General features: G+C 61.5%; 23 protein-coding genes and 1 pseudogene. 9 read left to right on the top strand and 15 right to left on the bottom strand.

What is annotated here, in order from left to right:
- Position 1: 1 nt before the first annotated feature.
- Complete coding sequence (locus JG746_RS30080; RefSeq protein ID WP_202356036.1) at positions 2 to 826, bottom strand: universal stress protein; 825 nt, start codon at positions 824 to 826, stop codon at positions 2 to 4.
- A 4-nt stretch (positions 827 to 830) separates the two neighbouring features.
- Positions 831 to 1,232, bottom strand: coding sequence for a translational machinery protein (locus tag JG746_RS30075; protein WP_202356035.1), 402 nt, complete (start codon positions 1,230 to 1,232; stop codon positions 831 to 833).
- A 188-nt stretch (positions 1,233 to 1,420) separates the two neighbouring features.
- Between JG746_RS30075 and JG746_RS30070 the strand changes: the two genes are divergently transcribed.
- Positions 1,421 to 1,669 (top strand): SDR family oxidoreductase, encoded by a 249-nt coding sequence (locus JG746_RS30070; RefSeq protein ID WP_244730547.1) that lies wholly within the window; start codon positions 1,421 to 1,423, stop codon positions 1,667 to 1,669.
- A 271-nt stretch (positions 1,670 to 1,940) separates the two neighbouring features.
- On the opposite strand, the gene fixJ is transcribed toward JG746_RS30070, so the two are convergent.
- Complete coding sequence (gene fixJ / locus JG746_RS30065; protein ID WP_202356034.1) at positions 1,941 to 2,555, bottom strand: response regulator FixJ; 615 nt, start codon at positions 2,553 to 2,555, stop codon at positions 1,941 to 1,943.
- Positions 2,542 to 4,032 (bottom strand): PAS domain-containing sensor histidine kinase, encoded by a 1,491-nt coding sequence (locus JG746_RS30060; RefSeq protein ID WP_202359534.1) that lies wholly within the window; start codon positions 4,030 to 4,032, stop codon positions 2,542 to 2,544. Before JG746_RS30060 ends, fixJ begins: the two co-directional genes overlap by 14 nt.
- Positions 4,033 to 4,332: 300 nt before the next feature.
- Between JG746_RS30060 and JG746_RS30055 the strand changes: the two genes are divergently transcribed.
- From JG746_RS30055 to JG746_RS30030, 6 genes and pseudogenes are all read left to right on the top strand, one after another.
- Complete coding sequence (locus JG746_RS30055) at positions 4,333 to 5,145, top strand: universal stress protein (RefSeq protein ID WP_202356033.1); 813 nt, start codon at positions 4,333 to 4,335, stop codon at positions 5,143 to 5,145.
- Positions 5,146 to 5,152: 7 nt separating this feature from the next.
- Complete coding sequence (gene mgtA / locus JG746_RS30050; RefSeq protein ID WP_202356032.1) at positions 5,153 to 7,813, top strand: magnesium-translocating P-type ATPase; 2,661 nt, start codon at positions 5,153 to 5,155, stop codon at positions 7,811 to 7,813.
- 72 nt (positions 7,814 to 7,885) lie between these two features.
- Entirely contained in the window at positions 7,886 to 8,155 is a 270-nt protein-coding gene (locus tag JG746_RS30045) for a DUF6455 family protein (protein WP_202356031.1), read from the top strand.
- A gap of 95 nt (positions 8,156 to 8,250) precedes the next feature.
- Positions 8,251 to 8,715: pseudogene (locus JG746_RS30040) on the top strand (c-type cytochrome biogenesis protein CcmI); the annotation flags it as partial.
- A gap of 3 nt (positions 8,716 to 8,718) precedes the next feature.
- The gene (gene ccmE / locus JG746_RS30035; protein WP_202356029.1) at positions 8,719 to 9,162 is read left to right on the top strand and encodes a cytochrome c maturation protein CcmE; all 444 of its coding nucleotides are present in this window, start codon (positions 8,719 to 8,721) and stop codon (positions 9,160 to 9,162) included.
- A gap of 162 nt (positions 9,163 to 9,324) precedes the next feature.
- The gene (locus tag JG746_RS30030) at positions 9,325 to 9,873 is read left to right on the top strand and encodes a hypothetical protein (RefSeq protein ID WP_202356028.1); all 549 of its coding nucleotides are present in this window, start codon (positions 9,325 to 9,327) and stop codon (positions 9,871 to 9,873) included.
- A 58-nt stretch (positions 9,874 to 9,931) separates the two neighbouring features.
- On the opposite strand, the gene JG746_RS30025 is transcribed toward JG746_RS30030, so the two are convergent.
- The 9 genes from JG746_RS30025 to ccoN all read right to left on the bottom strand — a co-directional run bounded on the left by JG746_RS30025 (position 9,932) and on the right by ccoN (position 18,745).
- On the bottom strand, positions 9,932 to 10,699 hold the full coding sequence (locus tag JG746_RS30025) for a CBS domain-containing protein (RefSeq protein WP_342216519.1): 768 nt from the start codon (positions 10,697 to 10,699) through the stop codon (positions 9,932 to 9,934).
- Positions 10,700 to 10,716: 17 nt separating this feature from the next.
- Complete coding sequence (gene ccoS, locus JG746_RS30020; protein ID WP_202356027.1) at positions 10,717 to 10,869, bottom strand: cbb3-type cytochrome oxidase assembly protein CcoS; 153 nt, start codon at positions 10,867 to 10,869, stop codon at positions 10,717 to 10,719.
- On the bottom strand, positions 10,866 to 13,151 hold the full coding sequence (locus JG746_RS30015) for a cation-translocating P-type ATPase (protein WP_202356026.1): 2,286 nt from the start codon (positions 13,149 to 13,151) through the stop codon (positions 10,866 to 10,868). Before JG746_RS30015 ends, ccoS begins: the two co-directional genes overlap by 4 nt.
- Positions 13,148 to 13,645 carry a FixH family protein gene (locus JG746_RS30010; RefSeq protein ID WP_202356025.1) on the bottom strand — a complete coding sequence of 166 codons (498 nt, stop codon included), beginning with the start codon at positions 13,643 to 13,645 and terminating at the stop codon, positions 13,148 to 13,150. Before JG746_RS30010 ends, JG746_RS30015 begins: the two co-directional genes overlap by 4 nt.
- Positions 13,642 to 15,207, bottom strand: a complete 1,566-nt coding sequence (gene ccoG, locus JG746_RS30005) for a cytochrome c oxidase accessory protein CcoG (RefSeq protein WP_446721124.1) — start codon at positions 15,205 to 15,207, stop codon at positions 13,642 to 13,644. Before ccoG ends, JG746_RS30010 begins: the two co-directional genes overlap by 4 nt.
- Positions 15,208 to 15,364: 157 nt before the next feature.
- Positions 15,365 to 16,228: a cytochrome-c oxidase, cbb3-type subunit III gene (gene ccoP / locus JG746_RS30000; protein ID WP_202356023.1), complete on the bottom strand. Its 864-nt coding sequence runs from the start codon at positions 16,226 to 16,228 to the stop codon at positions 15,365 to 15,367.
- Positions 16,229 to 16,230: 2 nt separating this feature from the next.
- Positions 16,231 to 16,380 carry a cbb3-type cytochrome c oxidase subunit 3 gene (locus tag JG746_RS29995; RefSeq protein WP_202356022.1) on the bottom strand — a complete coding sequence of 50 codons (150 nt, stop codon included), beginning with the start codon at positions 16,378 to 16,380 and terminating at the stop codon, positions 16,231 to 16,233.
- A 12-nt stretch (positions 16,381 to 16,392) separates the two neighbouring features.
- Positions 16,393 to 17,124 (bottom strand): cytochrome-c oxidase, cbb3-type subunit II, encoded by a 732-nt coding sequence (ccoO, locus tag JG746_RS29990; protein WP_202356021.1) that lies wholly within the window; start codon positions 17,122 to 17,124, stop codon positions 16,393 to 16,395.
- A gap of 10 nt (positions 17,125 to 17,134) precedes the next feature.
- A complete protein-coding gene (ccoN, locus tag JG746_RS29985; protein ID WP_202356020.1) occupies positions 17,135 to 18,745 on the bottom strand; it encodes a cytochrome-c oxidase, cbb3-type subunit I in 1,611 nt (536 codons plus the stop codon).
- Between the two features lie 107 nt (positions 18,746 to 18,852).
- Here ccoN and JG746_RS29980 point away from each other — a divergent pair, with 107 nt between their 5' ends.
- Positions 18,853 to 19,398: a hemerythrin domain-containing protein gene (locus JG746_RS29980; RefSeq protein ID WP_244730543.1), complete on the top strand. Its 546-nt coding sequence runs from the start codon at positions 18,853 to 18,855 to the stop codon at positions 19,396 to 19,398.
- Positions 19,399 to 19,439: 41 nt separating this feature from the next.
- Here the strand turns inward: JG746_RS29980 and JG746_RS29975 are convergent, their stop codons facing one another.
- A complete protein-coding gene (locus JG746_RS29975) occupies positions 19,440 to 20,168 on the bottom strand; it encodes a Crp/Fnr family transcriptional regulator (protein ID WP_202356019.1) in 729 nt (242 codons plus the stop codon).
- 159 nt (positions 20,169 to 20,327) lie between these two features.
- Here JG746_RS29975 and hemN point away from each other — a divergent pair, with 159 nt between their 5' ends.
- Positions 20,328 to 21,674, top strand: coding sequence for an oxygen-independent coproporphyrinogen III oxidase (gene hemN / locus JG746_RS29970; protein ID WP_202359531.1), 1,347 nt, complete (start codon positions 20,328 to 20,330; stop codon positions 21,672 to 21,674).
- Between the two features lie 23 nt (positions 21,675 to 21,697).
- Here hemN and JG746_RS29965 read toward each other — a convergent pair whose 3' ends face one another.
- Positions 21,698 to 22,129: a potassium channel family protein gene (locus tag JG746_RS29965; protein ID WP_202356018.1), complete on the bottom strand. Its 432-nt coding sequence runs from the start codon at positions 22,127 to 22,129 to the stop codon at positions 21,698 to 21,700.
- Between the last annotated feature and the right edge of the window lie 243 nt (positions 22,130 to 22,372).

The following is a 22,372-nucleotide window of genomic DNA, read 5'->3' as shown; positions in this document are numbered from 1 at the left end:
CTCAGTTGGAGATCAGCCTGTGGAAGGACCGCGCCTTCAGCACTGAATGCGTCATGCCGCCGAACGTCCTTTCCCGCACACGGCTGTGGCCATAGCCACCCAGCACGATGAGATCGGCGTCAATATTGCTGGCCAATTGAAGGAGCGCTTCCGAAGGCTCGCCAAGGCGCTTTTCCAATAGCTCCGAGCGGGCTTTGACGCCGTGGCGTCCCAGGAAGAGCTTGACGTCGGCTACGTTCTCGCAAGGTGGCAACTCTCCATCGTGGACGGTTGCAATGACCACATCGCGCGCTTCAACGAGCAAGGGCAGCGCGTCGACCACCGCGCGTCTGGCCTCGCGCGTGTCGTTCCACGCAATCAAAATTGTTTCCGCTTTGATCGGCCCCGGCTTATCGGAAGCAACGAGAAGCGGACGTCCCGCCGTTAGGATGAGACTGCCGGGATCAACGGCGCGGCGGCGATCAGGCAAGATGCCACGTGCCGGCGCGCCCAGGACAATCAGATCGGCAGCGCGTGCATTGAGCGCAAGCTGAAGGGTCGGATTCCCGATCTCTCCGCGCCACGAAGCGCGATTGTCGCCCCCCACGGCAGTGAAGAATTCCACTTTCAAGTCATCAAGGCGCGCCTCTATGTCTTCAACCTGAGACCACATCGCCTTTGAGACCGCCCCGTCATCGGTGCCGGTCGGCAAGACAAGATGGGGCTCGGCGGCACAAAAGCCGATAAGGTCGGCCCCATGTCTTCGAGCAAGATCCCATGCCGCCGACACGATGGGTCTGGTGGCGGCATCGATCTCCAGTTGGACCAGGACCGTTCTGAGAGCCATCGCTTCAATCCAGTCGCATCCCGGACAACATGCGATCGGCGGCCCTGAAGAACAGCCGCGCATACTTCACGATCTGGGCTTCCGTCGGGTGATCGGCGGTTTTGACGCCGATGATCCGATTTTCCAACTGTGGGAAGTGAGCGCGAACATGTTTTGCCAATTCGTCCTTTGCTGACCCGGGCCCGAGGATCAGCCACTCCTTCGCCGATTGCAGGGCAAGGACAATGTTGCGGTAGAAAGCCTGGTTTTCAGGGGCGCGTTTGCCATCGACAGTTCCTGCCTTGTTGTGGGTCTGGTGATGTGTCAGCGTGGCGGAGAGCTCTACGCTCTCAAAGCCCTCGCGATCAAAAAAGAAAACCTTCGCCTCGCAATGGTCCAACCAGGCGACGGCATGTTGCGTTTGCATGGAAAACTATCCTTTTGCTGCGGCTTGGTCACAAGCGCTGTCCGAGTCGCAACGGTATTCGCAATCCGAGCGAGGTCTTTGATCACGATCAAAGATGGGCCGGCGGTTTCGTCGCGCTGTTTGACGTCAATCAACGCCAGCGTTTCAGGAGGCGCTAGGAGTTCGGCTCTGATTGATGGAGCCAGCCCATGAAGGAATTTTCAGGAAGAACCGCAATCGTGACCGGCGCTGGCTCGGGTATAGACACTCCGCTGCTGGCGAAGAATCTGGACGATAAAGCGATCGGACAGCTCTCAAGCCTGCACCCGGCTGGCCGCCTGGGAACGCCAAAGGAAGTTTCGGCGCTGACCTGTTTCCTGCTGTCGAGCAATGCCGGCTTCATCACAGGCAGCTATCACCTGGTCGACGGCGGCTATAGCGCCCTGGACGGCATTTGACGGCCGAAAAAATGATTCAAATCAAAGCGTGGCAAAAGCCATTCGGTCACAATGCCGCGATGTGGAATCCGATCGCAAGCGCCCCATATGGCCGCAGCCTCGAACTGGCCGTCATCGATGAAGACGGCCCGCACACTCTCGTATTTCCGTGTGAGAAAGGACGGGAGGGTTGGAAAGACGCCACGACTGGCGCTCGCGTCGACATCCGTCCGACCCATTGGCGCGACTGGGAGCCAGGCAACAGGCAGGCGGATCCCCGACCTGCCTCATCTTAATGTTTGGAATCGGCAATCAACGCCATCCGCACCAGATGCGAAAGGCTGCCGGCGCCCATTTTGCTCATGACATTCGCACGATGGATTTCGACCGTGCGCGGGCTTATCCCAAGGTCGTAGGCGATTGTCTTGTTCGGCAGGCCCGAGACCAGACCGTCAAGCACCTGCCGCTCGCGCTCCGAAAGGCTGGACAGGCTCTTATGGATCTCCGAGGCTTGCGGGTGGGCGACAGCCGCCTGGCTGCGATTGTCCAGAGCCAGGCGGATTGCGTCGATCAGGATCTGATCATCGAATGGCTTCTCGATGAAATCGGCGGCTCCCTCCTTCATCGCCTGGACAGCCAGCGCAACATCGGCGTGACCCGTCATGACGATCACAGGGACAGTATGTCCGCGCGCTCTCAGCTGTCGCAGAAATTCGATGCCATCGATGCCTGGCATGCGCACGTCGGTAAGGATGCAGCCTTCGATATCCTTCGTCGCTGTGGCCAAGAAGGCTGTGGCCGACTCGTGCAGGCGCACGGCAAAGTCGGCCGTAGCGAGAAGAAATCCCAGCGACTTACGAACATCGACGTCGTCGTCGACCACGTGCACGACTTCATTGCCTGTCATGAGCGACCTCGTCCTTCTCGACAATGCGCAGGGTGAACCGGAACGCGGTTCCACCCCCAGGCATTGCCTCTGCCCAGATATGACCGCCATGCGATTCGACGATAGTGCGGCAAATGGACAGGCCCACGCCCATGCCCTGTTTCTTGGTGGTGACAAACGGTTGGAAGAGCTGTGACGAAACCTCAGGTGCCAGGCCCGGTCCCGTGTCTTTCACGCTGACCTCCGCCATACCGTCGGCGCGTGTCTTGGTGACCACTCGCAATTCACGACGGGGCGCTCCCTGCATGGCTTCCACCGCGTTGCGCATCAGGTTGAGCAGAACCTGCTGGATCTGGATACGGTCGGTCAAGACAAGTTCTGCTGCCGGGTCGAGCTCATAGCTGACGCGCACGTCGGCTTCCCTGGCACCCACCAGGGCAAGGGACGAGGCTTCCTCGATAATTGTCGTCAAACGCTCGACCTGACGCTCGCTTTCGCCTCTGGCGACGAAATCCCGCAGGTGCCGGATGACGTCTCCGGCGCGCAAGGCCTGCTCGGCAGCCCGTTCCACGGCCTCTCGCAGCATGTCGGCATTGTCGTCCTTGCTCTTTTCGAGAAGCCGGCGACTGCCTTTGAGGTAGTTGGTGATTGCCGTCAGAGGCTGGTTGATCTCATGGGCCAGTGTCGAAGCCATCTCGCCCAGCGCGGTGAAGCGAGCCATATGAAGCAGCTCCTGCTGTTGCTCCTGTATTCTGGCCTCCGCTTTGTGCCGCTCAGTGAGATCGCGGCAGAAGCCGGTAAAGAAGCGTCCCGTCCCCGGGTGCATCTCGCCGACGGCAAGTTCCATGGGAAACGTCGAGCCGTCCTTGCGCATCCCTGTTACGGTTCGGCCCAGACCAATGATCCGGCGCTCGCCGGTACTCAGATACCGGTGCAAATATTCATCGTGCTCCTCCCGATAGGGTGACGGCATGAGGATGCTGACATTGGCGCCGATGACTTCGCTTGACTTATAGCCGAACAGCGCCTCAGCAGCGGTGCTGAAGGACTGGATACGCGCCTGCTCGTCAATAACCACCATTGCGTCGGGAACCGTCGCCAGAATTGAGCGCAGATGGTCCTCGCGCAACTGCAGGGCAGCATTGGCGAAGGAAAGGTCGCTGACATCCGTGCCCTGGACGAAGATCGCGGTGATGTGACCGTCCTCAGCCTTGATGGGCTGGTAGACGAAGTCGAGGATGCGTTGCTCCGCGGTTCCATCTTGCGCATTTCGAAGGACGACCTTGATGCCTCGCCCGACATAGGGCTCACCAGTCTCGCTTACCTGATCGAGCCGTTCGAAGAAGCCCTGACCCTCAAGCTCGGGCAAGGCCTCGCGCACCGATTTGCCAATGACCTGGCGATGGCCGATCAAGCTTTGATAGGCGGCATTGGCCAGCTGGAAGATATGGCCGGGTTCGCTCAGCAAGGTCATGAAACCGGGCGCCTGGTCGAACATCAGGGCCAGAAGCTCATGTTCCGCGGCCCCGCGCGGTTCCTTCCGGTTACCCTCGGAAAGGACTGGCGGCGCGGTATCGCGGTCGGATGAGACTGGCGGCGCCTTCTTGCTCACTTGCAACCCTTGAGTTGAGAACCGGCAATGCCGGCTGATGTAGCACCCATCCCGTCGCACGCAAACCGATCCAAGAGCCATGGCCTGTGGAACAGGCCAGCCAGCGTCGTTTGACCCGCATCAAGGCGGTGGCGGCCGCCCGATGCAAAGTTTGGCGCACCGACCATCGTAAGCGCGAGGCGTCTCATGTCCTACAAGTCAATAATCGTCAATCTCGCCGTGGATGCCGATCCCGCACCCATCGTGAAGCTTGCCGCCGGCCTTGCCGGGCGCTTCGGCGCTCATCTGATCGGCCTTGCGGCGGCGGATGTTCCCCCCTTGGTCTCGACCGGCGAGGGCTTGGTCTACGAGGGTGAGGTCATGCAGATCCAGCGCACCGAAATCGAGAAGAGGCTTGCCGAACTGCGCGGCGCCTTCGAGAGGCTGGTTCCGTCCTCAATCAGTAGTGAATGGATGCAGCAAGTGTGCAGTCCGACCCGCCTGCTCAGCACAGCCGCCCGCGCTTGCGACCTGATCGTGACCGGCGGAGAGGAGGGCGAAAATGTATTCCGCGCCGTCGATATCGGTAGCCTGGCGCTCTTTTGCGGTCGGCCTGTCTTCGTTGCAGCCACCAATTTCGAACATGTCCTGGCCAAGACCGTGCTCGTCGCCTGGAAGGATACCAGGGAGGCGCGCAGGGCCGTCGCCGATGCCTTGCCCTTTCTGTCGAAGGCGGACGAGGTCGTGGTCGTCACGATCGATGGCAATCCCGACGACGGTGTCCGTGACAGCCTCGCGGACGTCGCGGTTTATCTCGAGCATCATGGCATCCTGGCGAGGACCGAAATCCTCAAGGGCGAGGAGAATGGAGAGCAGCTCCTGGCGTTTGCGCGCTCTATCCACGCGGATCTGGTCGTCTCTGGCGCCTATGGTCACAGCCGGTTGCGGGAATGGGCGTTCGGCGGCATGACCCGGACGCTTGTGCGGGAGAGCGGCATCAATCGTCTGATGTCGTACTGAGGCTGTCATGTCGATCGGCAAGATCGATCTGGCGCGACACTCGAGATACGAAGCAGGCGACACGCAGCCCGCTCGTCGCTTGCCGGATGCCTATTGGTCGCTTGATGCAGGGCAATTGGTGAAGCAACTGCAGACGTCCAAGTCCGGGCTGTCCGGTGCGGACGCGGCGGCCCGGCTGGCAAAATTCGGTCGAAATACGCTGACGTCGCGGTCTGGACGATCGGCCGCGGCTGTTTTCGCCGGCCAGTTCCGCAGCCCGCTGGTTCTCATCCTGATTTTTGCAGCGACCGTGTCGGGCTTCGTCGGCGAAGGCAATGAAGCCGCGATCATCGGCGTGATCGTGCTGGCGAGCTGCATCCTGAGCTTTACGCAAGAGTATGGTGCATCACGCGCCATGGAAGCGCTTCAGCAGCGCATTTCCCGCAAGGCCAGCGTGTTGCGGGATGGCTTTGAACGTTCAATCGACGCTCAGGATATCGTCCCAGGCGACGTCGTTAGCCTCTCGGCTGGAAATCTCATCCCGGTCGACGGCGTCGTTCTGGAATCGCAGGATTTCAATGTCAGCGAAGCCGTGCTGACAGGTGAGACCTTCCCGGTAATGAAGTCGGCGGGACGCTCCGCCCCCGAGGCAGGTATCGCGCAGCGGGTCAACGCCGTCTTTACCGGCACTTCGGTTCGTAGCGGCACGGCGAGGGTGCTTGCCGTGGCCACGGGATCGACCACCGAGTTCGCGCTTATCGCGAGCGCTCTCGAACGCCGCATCCCAGAAACCGGTTTTGCCCGTGGCATCAGGCAGTTCGGCTACCTGATGACCGAAATCATGCTGGCTATCGTCATCGTGGTCTTCTTCGCCAATCTGATGCTTGGACGGCCGCTGATTGAATCGCTTCTGTTTTCCCTGGCGCTCGCCGTCGGGCTTACGCCGGAACTGCTGCCTGCAATCATCAGCGTAACACTTGCCCGAGGGGCTCGGACCATGGCGGCGGGCGGCGTCATCGTGCGTCGTCTCGACGCCATCGAGAATCTGGGGAGCATGGACCTTCTTTGCACGGACAAGACAGGAACCTTGACCGAGGGCGTTATTCATCTCGACGGATGCCTCGATGTCGAAGGCAACCCGTCAGGCAGTATCCTGCTGTGGGCCCACCTCAATGCAACGCTTCAGACCGGACTGAAGAACCCGCTCGACGAGGCAATCGCAACCACTCCGCTTGGAGACCTCGATCCGTCGGCATTCACCAAGGTCGAAGAAATTCCCTACGACTTCATTCGCAAGCGTCTGTCCGTCGTGGTCCTCAACAACAAGGCCGAACGGCTTCTGATCAGCAAAGGCGCTGTGCAGAACATTCTTGAGGTTTGCGACTTCGTCCTCGGCGCCGATGGGCAGCTTGGCCCTTTGGACGATCGGCAACGGGCTGCGATTGACGACAAGTTCCGGCGTTGGAGCGCGCAGGGCTACCGTGTGCTTGCGCTCGCGGTCCGGCGTTTCGTCGGCCAGTCGAAGTTCACCAGGAGCGACGAATGCGCCCTGGGCTTTGCCGGCTTTCTGCTTTTCCTCGATCCACCGAAACAGGGCGTGAAGGAAACGCTCTCGGCACTTGCCCGTCGCGGAATCGCGGTAAAAGTCATCTCCGGCGACAACCGCTACGTTGCCGCGCATCTGGCGCAAGCCGTGGGTCTTCGCGCCGACAAGATCATGACCGGCGAGGACCTGTCAAAACTGACGAAGAATGGTCTTTTCGCCAGCGTGGGGGCTACCGATCTCTTTGTTGAGATAGACCCCAACCAGAAGGAGCGAATCGTCGAAGCGCTCCGCAGAAATGGGCATGTCGTCGGATATCTCGGCGACGGCATCAACGACGCGCCGGCGCTTCATGAGGCCGACATTGGCATCTCGGTCGACACCGCCGTCGATGTTGCGCGTGAAGCCGCCGACATCATCTTGCTCAAGCGGGATCTCGCTGTCCTGGTGCGCGGCGTCGACGATGGCCGAAAGACCTTCGCCAACACGATGAAATACATATCGATCACAACCAGCGCCAATTTCGGAAACATGATCAGCATGGCTGCCGCTTCGCTGGTGCTGCCCTTCCTGCCGCTCCTGGCAAAGCAGATCCTGCTCAACAATTTCCTCTCCGACATCCCCGCTTTGTCCATAGCCGGCGACAATGTCGATGCGGATCAGCTGCGGCGGCCCCGCCATTGGGACATCCATTTCGTGCGCAGGTTCATGATAAGTTTCGGGCTTGTCAGCTCGCTGTTCGACTTTGTGACTTTTGCCTTTCTTCTCCTTATCGTGCACGCCGCCGTGACCACATTCCAGACAGCCTGGTTTGTCGAATCCTTGCTTACCCAGCTCTCCATCCTGCTGATCGTACGCACACAGAAGGCTTTCTGGGTGAGCCACCCGAGCCGCCTGCTTGCCGGCCTTACGCTCGGCATTGCCGTCGTAGCCGTGCTTGTTCCGTATAGCCCGTTTGCTCCGTGGTTCGGCTTCGTCGCGCTGCCCCTGCCCGTGCTCGTGGGTCTGGTGGGGATCACGGCTCTTTATGTCGTCGCGTCCGAGCTCACGAAGCGTTGGCTGTTCGATAAGGGCAGCCGTGGCAGCGCCCGGCCGAAGACAGCAAAAAAGGTTGCCGCACCGGCATCGGGTCCGGAGAAAGCTTAGCGCTCGCCAAATGATCCAGATCAATGCCGAACACCACAAATTGGCTACAACCGAAGGCAAGGAGCGAACGACATGAGTCTTCTCGATTACTTGATCACGGTTGACGCGAGAACGGCCTTGATGGACCGCATGATGCGCAAGCTGGGCGTCGACAGGCAGCTGAAGGTCGTGGCCGATCACGTTGCCGTCTCGAATCGTGCCGTGGACAGATGCCGGTCTTGCGGCCATCAGGAGGAATGTGCGGCATGGCTCGACGAAACGCAGCACGCGGATCATCCTCCTGCCTATTGCCGCAACAGTGGCCTGATCGCGCGCTTGCAGTCCGTTTCGGACCATCGCTAAGGCGGGCATCTCCAGGCGGTCAAGAAAGCCGGAAAGTCGTGTAGGCTTGCTCGCCGAATTCCGGCGGAACGCCGACAAATCATGCGGCGCGGACGAATGCCAAGGCAAGCTTCTACCTGGCAATGGGCTTGGCGCAGGAAGGCAAGAAGGCGCAGGCGACTGCGGCCTGGCAAAAGATGCTTGAGACCTTGCCACCCGATTCTCCCTGGCTTGGCGCCGTCCAGCAAGCGCTCGGCCAGGGAGGTGAGGCGTCGGTTTCGGCCGAAGCGCAGGCTAACGGTCCCGACGTCCAGCAAATGGTAGCGGCGCAGCAGATGCCGCCGCAGGACCGCCAGGCGATGATTGAAACCATGGTCGCCGGCCTCGATAGCCGGCTGAAGCAGTCCCCACGCGACCTGCAAGGCTGGACGCAGCTCATTCGATCCTATGCCGTGCTCGGCAAGCCAGTGCAGGCGCGCGACGCGCTAAAGCGGGCCATCGCTGCTTTTGGCGATGGCAGCAATGAAGCAAAACAGGTCACCACCGCTGCCGCCGCGCTCGGCGTAGCGGCGACGGAGTGAAAGATGACGCGAAAGCAAAAGCGATTGTCGGTGATCGCGGCCGGGCTGGCCTTTCTGGGCGCAGCCACCGGTTTCAGCTTCTACGCGCTTGGCCAGAAGGCTTCCTATTTCTACATGCCCGCCGAGCTCGCCACGGCCATCGTCCAGCCTGGCCAGCGCATCCGGCTCGGCGGTCTTGTCGAGAAGGGAACCATCGTGCACGGGCGAGGCGCCAGCGTCGCCTTTTTCGTCACCGACGAGCAGAGGTCGGTGAAGGTTACCTGTACCGGCATTCTGCCTGATCTCTTTCGCGAGGGGCAGGGCGTCATCACCGAAGGCACCTTCGGTCCGGATCGCGTCTTCATCGCCGACAGCGTGCTGGCCAAGCATGATGAGCGTTACATGCCCAAGGACGTCGCCGATGGCCTGAAGGCCCGGGGCGTTTGGGAGCAAAGCAAAACCCGGTAGACCTCGAGCCGCTATTGGCCTTCGGGCGTCGGCAAACGTTAGCGGTCGCAATCCGCGCCGCCGTGCTCCCGAGCGTAAAGCATTTGGCGCTTTGGATTGACACGCATCAACGCAACCGCTGCTCTTGCAGTCGATGACTCTGCGTCCATAGGATCAGGCCGTTTGGAAACACTCGTTCTTCTCGAAGCTTTCGTGCTGTTTGTCGCACCGGGACCGACCAACGCCCTCTTGCTGGCGGGAGGCATCAAGCGACACAGGACGCTGATGCTGCTGACGGCACAGGCATGCGGATACGGGATCGCGGGCGGCTTCTGGTTCTCCCTGCATCCCTTGATGCCGCCCGGGGCCATCGAACCCCTCAAGCTCATCGCGGCGCTCTGGCTCGCGGTCCTTGGCGTGCGCCTGCTGATGAGTGCCCGGATTGACCCGTCTGGTGAGGCTGACGGAATTTCCGTGTTCGCCACGAGTGCCCTCAATCCAAAGGCGTTTGTCTATTGTCTGGCGATCGTGCCGGCAGATATTGGGCCGCGCGCGCAGGCGATATACTGGATCGTGCTGTTGGTGATCACAGCTGCCACAGGATCGGTATGGGTGCTGCTTGGCAGCAGGCTTGGCGACGACGGAAGACTGGCAGACCGGGTCGCCGGCGCGGCGCTTGTTGCGTTCGCAATGCTGCTGCTTCGGCCGTTCATTGCTTCGATCGCGACCTGAGAAAGGGTGGTGTGTAGGGGCGGAGGCCGGCGCGATCCCCATTCGGCGGCGTCGCCCACTATGAGATGAGCAACACCGAAAATGGTCCAGCGCGGAACAGGCTGTCCTTTACCGCCTTGACGCCTGCCACATTCTCGGCCGCCACCACGGCCGCTTCGCGCTGACGCTCGTCAAAAATTGCGCCACTTAGCTCGACCGTGCCGTGATCGACCTTTACGCCGATCAAGTCGCCGCCGCTCCAGGCCTGGCCCCGCAGCTCCTGCAAGACATTCCTGCGAATGGATTCGTCATCAGCGGTGGTCGCGCCCGATTGCGGCAGGGCGCGAACCAGCGCGCGCATCAGGTCGGTCCGCGTAACGATTCCCACGGGCTTTCCGGCCCGGATGATGGGGATGTTCTTGACGTTGTTTGCCGTCATCAGTCCGACAATTTCGGCAAGCGTGGCCTCCGGAGGCGCTGACACGACTTGCCTTGTCATCACCTCGTGCACGCGCCGACCGTTGGCCAGAACGTAGTCCTTGGCGATCTTGCCGGGACCCGCGACCAGCTCCAGCCAGCGTGGGCGAACCTGCTGGGTGCCAAGCTCCTTGCGACGCAGGAAATCGCCTTCGCTGAGGATACCTGCCACGGATCCGTCGTCACCGACCACCGGTAGGCAACCGAACTTTCCCGAAAGCATGAGTTCGGCCGCATCGGCTATCGAAGCGCCTGGGCCCACGGTCACGACCGGTTTGGTCATTATGGCTTCGGCCCGCATACCCGCCTCCTGGTGTCTATCCAACCCCTTCTCGGATGAAACGGAACAGCCAGCATTGATCTGCGTCATTTCCGCCGGCACCCCGGTCACTTAGGCAGCTCGTCGCGGTCGAGGAGAATCCGCTCCGCGGCGCCATCGAGGTCCTCATACTGACCGCTTCTCAGGGCCCACAGAAAGCCGGCAAGTCCAAGAGCGCCCAAGAACAGCGCCACCGGGATGAGGTAGACGAGCGTTGTCATGACGGCCGGGCGGCGGCGTCGGCGCCGCCGCGCCCTCCCTTTGACGGGCCTGCAAACGACACACCCTTTGAGAAGCCTTGCAGACGCATGGCGTTTCCAATCACCAGCAAGGAAGAGGCGGACATGGCGATCGCGGCGATCAGCGGCGTCACATGCCCTGATATGGCGATCGGAACGGCAATCGCGTTGTAGACGATGGCGATACCAAGGTTCTGACGGATCAGTCGCCCGGCCTTGCGCGAGACTTCGACGGCGAGCGGCACGGCGAGAAGGCTCTCGCGCAGGAAGACGAAGTCAGCAACATTGCGGCCGACATCGGCGGCCGTCGCCGGCGCGATCGAGACATGAGCTGCCGCAAGCGCCGGCGTGTCGTTCAGGCCATCACCCACCATCAGCACCTTGTGTCCCTGCCTGGTCAGGGCTTCGACCCATTCGACCTTGCCGGCGGGCAGGAGAGAAGGGGCGTAGTCCTCGATGCCCAAAGCACCGGCGACTTCGCGGCAGGCCTTGGCGGTATCGCCAGAGAGCATCTGGATCGACACGCCGCTGTCGCGCAGCGTGCTCAAGGCCAGTTTGGCATCGGCGCGCACGGCATCCTCGAACGCGAATGTGGCGACGATCATCCCGTTCTTGGTCAGGACTGTCCCGCCATAACCACCAGCCTTGCCCTCGCCGCCCGTCCTCGCCTTCCAGCCGGCCCAGCCGCGGCGGCCAAGCCTCCAGGTGTTGCCCTCGGCGACAGCCTCCATGCCGAAGCCCGGGTGCTCGCTCACAGCCTCGAGCCTGAGCTGCGAGGGTGAAGTCGCAAAGCGGGCTATCGCTTTTGAGAATGGATGGCGGGAATGCGCAGCCATGTCGGCCGCGATCGCCAGCATGGTCGGGTCGATGGACAAAGCGTTGATCAGTCTCGGCTGGCCGAGCGTCAGCGTTCCGGTCTTGTCGAACAGCGCGGTGTCGACCATGGCCAGACGCTCCATGGCCGAGCCGTCCTTGACCATCACACCGGCTTCGAACAGGCGCCGCGCCGCGACGACCTGCACGATCGGCACGGCGAGCCCCAGCGCGCAGGGGCAGGTGATGATGAGAACCGCGATCGCAATCGTCATTGCCCGATGCCAGTCACCGGCGGCCGCCATCCAGCCGAGAAATGTCAGCAAGGCGGCAAGATGGACAACCGGCGCATAGAGGGCCGAGACCCGGTCGGCAATCCTGCGGTACTTCGACCGACCGCCTTCGGCGGCTTCCATCAACCGGACCATTTCCGCCAGGAAGGAATCCTTCGCGGCGGCGGTCGCTTCCATCGTGAGGGGACCGGTGAGATTGAGCATGCCGGCCTGGATGGGCGCGCCAGCCCCCACGGTTCTGGGCGTGCTCTCACCGGAAACCAGAGAGCAGTCGAGATCCGAGGTGCCGCTGACAATGGTGCCGTCAACCGGGATACGCTCGCCGGCCGCGATCAGCAGGTGCATATGCGGCACGATCTCGCTGACGGGCAGATACTCGCGGCCGCCTTCGCCGTTCAGGACGACGGCACCGCGCGGTGCGAGCCGCGAAAGGCCGTTGACGGCCGTTCGCGCCCGCTCACGCATGACGTGGTCGAGCGTGCGGCCTATCAGCAAGAAGAACAGCAGTGACACGGAAGCGTCAAAGTAGGCGTGCTCACCGTGGTTGATCGTCTCGTAAAGGCTCATGGCGTAAGCCAGCGAAACGCCGACCGCGATCGGCACATCCATGTTCATGCGCCCGTGACGAAGGGCATTGGCTGCCGAGCGGAAATAGATTCCACCGGCAAAGAACAGGGCAGGGATGGCGATCAGCGCCGAGACCCAGTGAAACAAATCCCGTGTCGCGCCCTCGGCGCCCGACCAGACCGAAACCGACAGCAGCATGGTGTTGCCAGCGGCAAAACCGGCGACCGCGACCGCGCGGATCAGTTCGGATAGCGTCTTGTCCTTGCCGGGCACCTCGGGATCAAAAAGATGCGCCGGGTACCCTGAGCGCCCAAGGGCTGCGAACAAGGGCGGGACATTCTCGCCGTGCCAGCGCACCGTTACGCGCCTTGTCGACAGATTGACGCGCGCGCTTTCGACGTGATCGAGCTTGGAGAGTGCCGTTTCGATCGTGTGGATGCAAGCCGCGCAATGAACGGAGGGTACCGAAAGGTCAGTCTGGTGGAGGTCGCCACCGAGCGCTCGGCTTGCCAGTTTTATCTCGGCGCTCGACGGCATGACGGCAGCGGTATAGTCCAATGCCATTTCCGCGCCGGGCGCACAGCAGCTCATAGCATCGTTCCCTTCGAAATCATGATCCTGCGAACGTCGCGATAGGGCTCGGCGAGGCCGGCATCGGCATCGATCTCGACAATCCAGACACCGTCCTTCGGGGTATGCCGCGCACTGAATTCCTGACCTGAGCCTGCCGTCAGAACGACAACCTTGTCCTCTGACTCATAGGCGGGATGGCGAAACAGCACCTTGACCGCGTGCAAGGCGATCGGCTTGCCGGTCGCATCGGTCAATGAATAGCCGACTTCGCCCGATGCGATCGTCAGTTTGGCTGTCCAGCCAAGGGCTGCCTGGGCGCGTCCCTCCTTGGCTTTCTGGTTGAACTGCTGGCTGGCCACATAGGTGTTCTCGACCACCAGGCCGGTCCAGCTTGTGCTTGCCAGCGTCGCCATGGTGACGTTGACGGCGATGATGACGGCAAAGAAACCGACGATCGTGAACAGCATGTGCTTGCCGGTGAACTCGCGGATTTTCTGCGGTTGGGCGCTCACTTGGCGATCTCCGGTGCATTGAATGTGGCGGTGTATTCGGCCGACTCGACGCCGCCCTGGTCCCTGATCTGGAATTTGAAAGTCTGTGCGGCGCTCGCGATCTGCCCGGCGGGCTGGCGCACGAAGACTTTCAGCATCTTCAACCGGTCAGGGTCGGCCACGGTGGTAAAGGACTGGGATGCCGGAAGGTCGATACCGACGGCGTTCATTTCGGCGCCCGGCAGGCCCTGCAAGCTGACCTCGATCGTCCGCGGCTCAGGGATCATGTTCAAGAGCTTGACGGTATAGCCGTTGCGGATCGAGCCATCCGACAAAGTGACGAATTGCGGATTGCGGTCATGCAGGACATTGAGCTCGAGGCGCTCGCGCGTCAGCACAGAATAGACCAGCGCCAGCCCGATCGCCGACCATGTGCCGAGATAGATGTATGTGCGCAGGCGGAAGATGTTGCGCAGGTGGAAGCGTGCCAGCCCGTCGGCGAACGCACCCGTGGCCGTCCGGACCAGAGCCGGATTCACCGGCCTGGTGCCGCCGGCGGTCGCGAGCGACATGTTGGCGTTGTAGTCCGAGAGCGTGGCATAGGCGATCAGGCCGCGTTCGCGGCCGAGCTTGTCCATGACGCCGTCGCAGGCGTCGATGCACAGCGCGCAGGTGATGCACTCCAACTGCTGGCCGTCGCGGATATCGATCCCCATCGGGCAGACCGCCACACAGGCATTGCAGTCCACGCAGTCGCCCACCGACTGTCCGGCGGCGAGGCTCTTCTTGGCATGCCGCGACCGAGGCTCGCCGCGCCAGTCATTGTAGGTGACGGTCAGCGAGTTTTCATCCAACATGGCGGCCTGGATGCGCGGCCATGGGCACATATAGGTGCACACCTGCTCGCGCATGAGCCCGCCAAAGACGTATGTGGTGGCTGTCAGGATAAGAATGGTCACATAGGCGACCGGCGCGGCGCTGCCACGTGCGACATCGAGCGCAAGCGTTGGCGCGTCGGCGAAATAGAATATCCAGGCGCCGCCGGTGGCGACGGCTATCACCAGCCAGATGGCATGCTTGGATATACGCAGCATGAGTTTGCGCGCGCTCCATGGCGCGGCGTCGAGCTTGATGCGGGCGTTGCGGTCACCTTCGATGGCGCGCTCGACAACCAGGAACAGGTCGACCCAGACCGTCTGTGGGCAGGCATAGCCGCACCAGGCGCGGCCTACCGTGGAGGTGACAAGGAAAAGGCCGACGCCTGCCATCATCAGGAGCCCGGCAACGTAGTAGAATTCCTGCGGCCAGATCTCGATGAAGAAGAAATAGAAGCGGCGGTTGGCCAGATCGAGCAGAACCGCCTGGTGGGGAGCGAAGGCGCCGCGATCCCAACGCAACCAGGGGGTCAGGTAGTAGATGCCGAGCGTGATGGCCATCACCAGCCATTTGAACTGACGGAAACGCCCGGAGGCCCGCTTGGGGAATATCTTCTTGCGCGCTGCATAGAGGGGCTGTCGCGTCTTGGCCGAGTTGACCGCCTCAGCCTCGAGCCGTTCGACCTGCGTTTGATCCAACACCTGCATTCTCCACCGGCGCAACGACATTGCCTGGTAGGTTCTAGCCGCAGGTCACACCGCACCGCGTTGATGCAGGTCAAAGTGGGGGCTGGAAACAGATCGAGGCCCGGCGCTGGCCGGGCCTCGTCGCCTGTACGGTGAGGGCCAGAGAATAGACCCCCATCTATTCTCCACCGCCAAGCGAATGCACGTAGACCGCCAGCTCCTTGACCTTGGTATCGCCCAGGCGACCAAGCCACGCAGGCATGACACCGTGCTTGGGCGCACGCACTTGCTCGGCGATGGCTGTTTCGCCCGATCCATAGAGCCAGATGGCGTCGGTCAGGTCGGGTGCGCCAAACTCCTTGTTGCCCTTGGCGTTGTCGCCGTGACAGGCCACGCAATTGTCCGCGAAGACCTTGGCGCCGGGCGTCACCAGGCTCGCATCCCCGATCTTACCCGAGAGGCTGGCGACGTAGGCGCTGACCTGGGCGACCTGGTCAGGGGTAATGATGTCGGCGAAAGCGGGCATCGCCGATTGCCTTGTATCCGGGTCGGATGTGAAGCGGATGCCATGCATGATCGTCTGCTGGATCTGGTCGGGCTTGCCACCCCAAAGCCAGTCGTCGTCGTTGAGGTTCGGAAAGCCCTTCGATCCTTGCGCGCCCGAGCCATGGCACTGGACGCAATTGACCTTGAACGTGGCCGCGCCGGCGGCGATCGCGAACTCGCGCAACGCGTCGTCACTGAGGATTTCGGAAACAGACTTGCCCTGGATCGCGGTGACAAATTCGCCTTTGGCTGCTTCCGCGGCGGCGAGCTCATTCTTGACCTCGTTGCGCGAAGAATAGCCCAGCACGCCCTTCGTCGCCGACGACAGCAATGGCCAGGCCGGATAGGCGATCATGTAACCGATCGCCCAGGCGATGGTTATGTAGAAGGTTATCACCCACCAGCGAGGCAGCGGGTTGTTGAGTTCCTTGATGCCATCCCACTCGTGGCCGGTGGTCGGGATGCCCGACACGTCATCAATGTGTTCTGAGCTCATGATCAGTCATCCTTGAGGGGAATGCGGGCGGCTTCATCGGCTTGGCTGCGACCGCCCGGTCGCAGCGCGAAGGCAATGCATCCGACAAAAAAGAGCGCCATGGCGAGCAGACCCCAGCTATCGGCGAATTCCCGCATCAGATTGTACTCCATGGGTCGTTCTCCTCAGCGGTAGCCGGCGGCTTCGTCGTAATTCTTGAAATCGACCAGTGTGCCGAGCATCTGGAGATAGGCCACAAGGGCATCCATCTCGGTGACCTGTTGCGGATTGCCGTCGAAGTCGCCGACCTTGGCCTTTGGGTAGCGCTTTTCCAGGCCGGACGTGTTGGCACTGGGATCGGCCTGCGCCATGAGATCGGCATTGGCATTGGCGATCATGTCATCGGAATAGGGAACGCCGACGCGCGCATTCGCGACCAGATGCGTCGAGAAATCCTTCACCTGAATTGGTGTGTCCTTCAGGAACGCGTATTTCGGCATGATCGATTCCGGCACGACAGAGCGCGGATCGCTAAGATGCTGGACATGCCAGTCGTTCGAATAGCGGTCGCCGACCCTCGCAAGGTCAGGGCCGGTGCGCTTGGATCCCCACTGGAAAGGGTGATCGTACATCGACTCGGCAGCCAGACTGTAGTGTCCGTAGCGCTCGACCTCGTCACGGAACGGCCGGATCATCTGGCTGTGGCAGAGATAGCAGCCTTCGCGAACGTAGATATTGCGGCCGGCGAGCTCGAGCGGTGAATAGGGCCGCATCCCATCGACCTTCTCGATGGTGTTGTCGAGGTAGAAGAGCGGCGCGATCTCGACGATGCCGCCGACAGTCACGACCAGCAACGATCCGACGAGAAGCAGCGTGGCGTTCTTCTCGATGATCGCGTGTTTGTCCATCAAGGCCATGTCTGGCTCCTTATTCGGCTGGCTGCAGGGCGGGCTCGGAACCCGGCAATGATTGCTCCTCGCGCTGATGGCCGAGGATGGTCATGGTGATGTTCCAGGCCATGAGCAGGGCGCCGGAGAGATACATGGCGCCGCCGATGGCGCGCATGACGTAGTAGGGATGCATGGCGGCCACGGTTTCGGCGAAGGAGTAGACCAGGAAACCCTGCTCGTCGTATTCGCGCCACATCAGGCCCTGCATGATGCCGGACACCCACATGACGGCGGCGTAGACGACGATCCCAAGGGTCGCCAGCCAGAAGTGCCAGGTGACGAGGCGCAGCGAATAGAGACGCTCACGGTTCCAGAGCTTCGGCACCATGTAATAGATCGCGCCGAACGAGATCATGCCGACCCAGCCGAGCGCGCCGGAATGGACATGGCCGATGGTCCAGTCCGTATAGTGCGACAGCGAGTTGACGGTCTTGATCGACATCATCGGGCCTTCGAAGGTCGACATGCCGTAGAAGGCGATGGCCATCACCATCATGCGGATGATCGGGTCGGTGCGGATCTTGTCCCAGGCGCCGGACAGCGTCATCAGGCCATTGATCATGCCGCCCCAGGAGGGCATCCACAGCATGATGGAAAACACCATGCCGAGCGTCTGCGCCCAGTCAGGCAGCGCGGTGTAGTGCAGGTGATGCGGCCCCGCCCAGATGTAGAGAAAGATGATCGCCCAGAAGTGGATGATCGACAGCCGGTAGGAATAGACCGGTCGGTTCGCCTGCTTGGGCACGAAGTAATACATCATGCCGAGGAAGCCGGCGGTGAGGAAGAAGCCGACGGCATTGTGGCCGTACCACCACTGCGTCAGCGCGTCCTGGACGCCGGAGAAGGCGGAATAGCTCTTCGAGCCCAGGAAGGAAGCCGGCATCGACAGGTTGTTGACCACGTGCAGCATCGCGATGGTCACGATGAAGGACAGGTAGAACCAGTTGGCGACGTAGATGTGCGGTTCCTTGCGCTTGAGGATCGTGCCGAGGAACAGGATGAGGTAGGCGACCCAGACGATGGTCAGCCAGATATCCACATACCATTCAGGCTCGGCATATTCGCGGCTTTCGGTGATGCCTAGCAGGTAGCCGGTCGCGGCCATGACGATGAAGAGCTGGTAGCCCCAGAACACAAACCAGGCGAGATTGCCGCCGAAGAGGCGGGCATGGCAGGTGCGCTGTACGACATACAAAGACGTGCAAAGCAGCGCGTTGCCGCCGAAGGCAAAGACCACGCCCGATGTGTGCAGTGGCCGCAGGCGGCCGAAATTGAGCCATGGTTGGATGTTGAGGTCGGGGTAGGCCAGCTGCAGCGCAATGACCACCCCGACAAGCATGCCGACAACGCCCCAGAACATGGTGGCGATGGCGCCGTAGCGGATCGGCCCATCCATGTAGGCCGAAGGGTCGACAGGAACCTCCGGCTTGAAATTCGTGTTGCGCAGAAGAATGGCGGTGAAGCCGGCCAGCACGAGGAACAGCACCCACATATGCTGACGGAACGGTGCATCGACTCCAAAGCCCGCGGCGACAATCGCCGCGAACGCAAACAGGCTTAGAAGGAAGATCTCTCTGCCAAATTTCATCGCAAGTCCCCGATCTCGAATTCCGGCGGATGCCAAATCCGCGATGCATGAATTCAGCAGCCGGCCGCCAGTCGCCTTGATCCATGTCAAAGCCGGGCGGTTTTACTTTGGGCAGCGTCGAGCCCGGTCTAGCCAGGAGGTCGCGATTGAAGAGGAAATTGCAGGGCCTGCCATCGCATCGCTTGCGGTGCGGAAAACCGGAACGGACGCGTGGGATCGTGATCGAGGTTACAGCAGCCGCTACGATGGCGCGCTTGCATGGTGAAAAACTGCGGCTTTGCGATGCACTCGAAAGCATTGCCGACGCTTTGCCCAATGTCGATCGCTTCAGCTGCCTTGGCATGGCAAACAGCATCGTCCCGCTGCTGCGCGACAGCCATAGGCTCGAGGAGACCGTCATTTTCCCCGCCTATGAGGCGGCCTCGAGCCTGACGGGTGCCGATTTCAGTTCGACCAGCCGGCTACGCGCTGAACATGTCGAGGACGAATGTTTCGCGGACGAGGTGACCGAACAGCTTCTGGGGATCGGGCGCGGTCGTGCGGTCGAGAATGCGGAGGCGCTGGGATTTATGCTCCGGGGGTTCTTCGAGAGCTTGCGACGGCATATCGCCTTTGAGCGCGAGCACATCCTGCCGCGCATCGTTGACCGCTGAGGCTGTCGTTTTAGAGGCGTCGATCAGATCGCTCGCGCGCCTCAGTCGCCGCAGCGCTGCTCAAGCCTTTTCATGTCGTCCACGATCAGGTGCCGGTAGTTCTCGATGCGGATCACACCCTCGGACCGCAGTCGGGTCAGCTGGCGACTCACCGTCTCGATCGTCAGGCCAAGGAAATCGCCGATGTCGGAACGCGTCAGCGGCAAGTCGAAGCGCGCTGATGGGGCATCGGAATCCGCCGCCGGATCGATGTTCCTGGCTATCATGACAAGGAAGCTTGCGACTTTCTCCGAAGCGGTCTTGCGGCCCAGCGTTACCATCCAGGCGCGTGCCTCATCAAGCTCGTTCAAGGCCTGCTTGAACAGGCGATGCTCAAGTTCCGGCGATTCCTTGATCATCCGTTCGATCGTCGTCTTCGGAAATGAACACAGGGCGACGGCCGTCGCTGCTTCCACATTGATGCCGCTTTCCGATTTGAACGGCCTGCCAAGGAAGTCCGGCGCGAACTGCAGGCCGACAATCTGCTGGCGTCCGTCCGAAAGGCTTTTCGTCAGTTTCACGACGCCGGACAGCACGTTCGAATAGCTGCCGACGGTCTCGGCGTCACCGACCAGTTCAACCCCGGCCGCGACCTGGTGTTTCGACGAGGTCTTGGCGAGCCCGACAAGCTGGTCCGGGTCGAGCGCCCCGCACACGCCGCGGTGCCGCGCTTCGCATGACTGGCAAAGCACGGGGATACCAGAACTGTGAACGTCCTGTCTTATGGTCATCTCGTCGCCTGGAGTGAGTGTTGCTCCACAATACCACCACCGCCTCGCAAGTTTGTTGCGGCAGTTTGTCCGGGTTCCAGCGAGCCTTGATTGAAATCAAGGTTTTGTCTTCGTGGCGCCGGCAAATTGGCGGCCATGCAATCTTCAGCCGCCAGAGAAATGCCCTCGACACCTGTCGCCAGCCTGGCCGAGGCTGTGCCGCGCTACACAAGCTATCCGACTGCTCCGCATTTCCATCCGGGGATCGACGCCGGCTCCGTTCGCGGCTGGATCAGCGCGCTTGAAGCCAGGAACGAAATCTCGCTCTACCTGCATATCCCCTATTGCGACAGACTGTGCTGGTTCTGCGCCTGTCACACCAAACAGACCCGACACTATGCCCCGGTTGCGACTTTCCTGCGCTCGCTGCACAGGGAGATCGCGACTGTAGGGACCATTATGCGCGGCAAGGGCAGAGTGCGCGCAGTACATCTGGGCGGTGGCTCGCCGACCATGCTGAAGCCGGAGGACATCGTGGCGCTTGGAGCGGCGCTTCGCGACAGCTTCGGCTTCCTCGACGGTGCCAGCCTCAGTGTCGAAATCGATCCGAATGATATGGATGCGGGCCGTCTCGACGCCTTCGCCGGAATCGGCATGACACGGGCGAGTCTTGGTGTGCAGGACTTCGACCCCAAGGTGCAGAAGGCCATCAACCGGGAACAGAGCTTCCAGGCGACCAGGCACGTGGTCGAGGCGGTGCGCGCGCGAGGCGTGAAGTCGGTGAACCTCGATCTGCTCTACGGCCTGCCGCACCAGACCCTTGACAGTGTCGCCGCGACGGTCGCGCAGGCCTTGAGCCTGCATCCGGATCGCTTGGCACTGTTCGGCTATGCGCATGTCCCCTGGTTCAAGAAGCACCAGACGATGATCGACGAGGCGTGGCTGCCCGATCCCGCTGCGCGCCTGGCGCAGTCGCAACTCGCTGCACGGCTGATCGTCGAACGCGGCTATCACGCTGTCGGGCTCGATCATTTCGCCAGGCCGGACGACACGCTTGCCATCGCGGCCAGCACCGGCATCATCCGGCGCAATTTCCAAGGCTATACCGAGGACCAGTGTGAAACCCTGATCGGTCTTGGCCCCTCGGCGATCAGCAGGTTCCGCCAAGGCTATGCCCAGAACATCGTTGCAACGGGCGAATATGAGAAGGTGGTGGACAAGGGACTGCTGGCGACGGCGCGCGGCATCGCGTTCAGCCCAGACGATCTGGCCAGAGGCTGGATCATCGAGCGCCTGATGTGCGATTTTGCGTTCTCGGCGCTCGATCTCGTAGAGCGCTTCGGCGATGTCGGGCAGAAATTGCTGCTTACCGCCAGCCGTCTGGCGAACGGCCCCGGCGCACTACTTCAGCTTGAGGGCGACCATTTCGTCGTGCCCATCGATGGCAGGCCGCTTGTCAGGGTGGTGGCGGCGAAGTTCGACAAGTATCTTCAAAATGGAACAGGCAAGCATTCGCTGGCCGTTTGAGTGAAACGCTTTTTCAGGCCAGCCTAGAAGTGCTCGCCAACCCTGAAGGGACCGATCCGGGTCCCGGCCGCAATCAGATAGGCGGTCGACCAGCCGATCAGCAGAAAGCCGTTCACGCCCTCCAGCGCCGCCAGGATCCGCCAGTCGTGGGCAGGCACGATGTCGCCATAGCCAACGGTGGCGAAGGTGGTCGTCGAGAAGTAAAGGGCGGTTTCGAAATCCGGCAGGATTCCGAGAAGACGGTACAGGCCTGCCCACAGCCACACCTCGACAGTCATGACGGCGAAAAGGCCCATGACGACGCTGATCATCGCGACAATGCGGCTGCGGCGGCCATGCATACGGAACCGCGCCACCATATGGGTCATCGCACGGGTGACGCCGATGAGGCCGAAGGTGTGAACAAGCACCGTCAGGCTGATGGCGACTGTGCCGACAAGCAGGTTTGCGAACATCGCCCGACCGTAGCGTCGCAACGGCCGCCCGCCTTGTGCGAAATCAATTCGTGGCCAGACGGATTTGCGCGGCCGATACTTGAAATTCGGCAATATGCACAATCTCTTGATTAGCTTTTACCGAATTGAAATCTGTCATCGCTAAGACTGAGCCATTACCTCGGACGATCGCCATCAGGCGAAGGCATGATGCCGCTTTGTCCGTGCCGGTTTGAAGCCGGCGGTTGCGATCTCCACTGCACA

Source organism: Mesorhizobium sp. 113-3-3 (assembly GCF_016756495.1).
Classification (GTDB): domain Bacteria; phylum Pseudomonadota; class Alphaproteobacteria; order Rhizobiales; family Rhizobiaceae; genus Mesorhizobium.
This window is presented reverse-complemented; position numbering and strand designations above follow the sequence as displayed.

Excerpts from the sequence above, each read along its gene's own strand:
- JG746_RS30080 (WP_202356036.1), bottom strand. The coding sequence starts at position 826 with ATGGCTCTCAGAACGGTCCTGGTCCAACTGGAGATCGATGCCGCCACC.
- JG746_RS30075 (WP_202356035.1), bottom strand. The coding sequence starts at position 1,232 with ATGCAAACGCAACATGCCGTCGCCTGGTTGGACCATTGCGAGGCGAAG.
- JG746_RS30070 (WP_244730547.1), top strand. The coding sequence starts at position 1,421 with ATGAAGGAATTTTCAGGAAGAACCGCAATCGTGACCGGCGCTGGCTCG.
- fixJ (WP_202356034.1), bottom strand. The coding sequence starts at position 2,555 with ATGACAGGCAATGAAGTCGTGCACGTGGTCGACGACGACGTCGATGTT.
- JG746_RS30060 (WP_202359534.1), bottom strand. The coding sequence starts at position 4,032 with ATGTTCGACCAGGCGCCCGGTTTCATGACCTTGCTGAGCGAACCCGGC.
- JG746_RS30055 (WP_202356033.1), top strand. The coding sequence starts at position 4,333 with ATGTCCTACAAGTCAATAATCGTCAATCTCGCCGTGGATGCCGATCCC.
- mgtA (WP_202356032.1), top strand. The coding sequence starts at position 5,153 with ATGTCGATCGGCAAGATCGATCTGGCGCGACACTCGAGATACGAAGCA.
- JG746_RS30045 (WP_202356031.1), top strand. The coding sequence starts at position 7,886 with ATGAGTCTTCTCGATTACTTGATCACGGTTGACGCGAGAACGGCCTTG.
- ccmE (WP_202356029.1), top strand. The coding sequence starts at position 8,719 with ATGACGCGAAAGCAAAAGCGATTGTCGGTGATCGCGGCCGGGCTGGCC.
- JG746_RS30025 (WP_342216519.1), bottom strand. The coding sequence starts at position 10,699 with ATGACGCAGATCAATGCTGGCTGTTCCGTTTCATCCGAGAAGGGGTTG.
- ccoS (WP_202356027.1), bottom strand. The coding sequence starts at position 10,869 with ATGACAACGCTCGTCTACCTCATCCCGGTGGCGCTGTTCTTGGGCGCT.
- JG746_RS30015 (WP_202356026.1), bottom strand. The coding sequence starts at position 13,151 with ATGAGCTGCTGTGCGCCCGGCGCGGAAATGGCATTGGACTATACCGCT.
- ccoG (WP_446721124.1), bottom strand. The coding sequence starts at position 15,207 with ATGCAGGTGTTGGATCAAACGCAGGTCGAACGGCTCGAGGCTGAGGCG.
- ccoP (WP_202356023.1), bottom strand. The coding sequence starts at position 16,228 with ATGAGCTCAGAACACATTGATGACGTGTCGGGCATCCCGACCACCGGC.
- JG746_RS29995 (WP_202356022.1), bottom strand. The coding sequence starts at position 16,380 with ATGGAGTACAATCTGATGCGGGAATTCGCCGATAGCTGGGGTCTGCTC.
- ccoO (WP_202356021.1), bottom strand. The coding sequence starts at position 17,124 with ATGGCCTTGATGGACAAACACGCGATCATCGAGAAGAACGCCACGCTG.
- ccoN (WP_202356020.1), bottom strand. The coding sequence starts at position 18,745 with ATGAAATTTGGCAGAGAGATCTTCCTTCTAAGCCTGTTTGCGTTCGCG.
- JG746_RS29975 (WP_202356019.1), bottom strand. The coding sequence starts at position 20,168 with ATGACCATAAGACAGGACGTTCACAGTTCTGGTATCCCCGTGCTTTGC.
- hemN (WP_202359531.1), top strand. The coding sequence starts at position 20,328 with ATGCCCTCGACACCTGTCGCCAGCCTGGCCGAGGCTGTGCCGCGCTAC.
- JG746_RS29965 (WP_202356018.1), bottom strand. The coding sequence starts at position 22,129 with ATGTTCGCAAACCTGCTTGTCGGCACAGTCGCCATCAGCCTGACGGTG.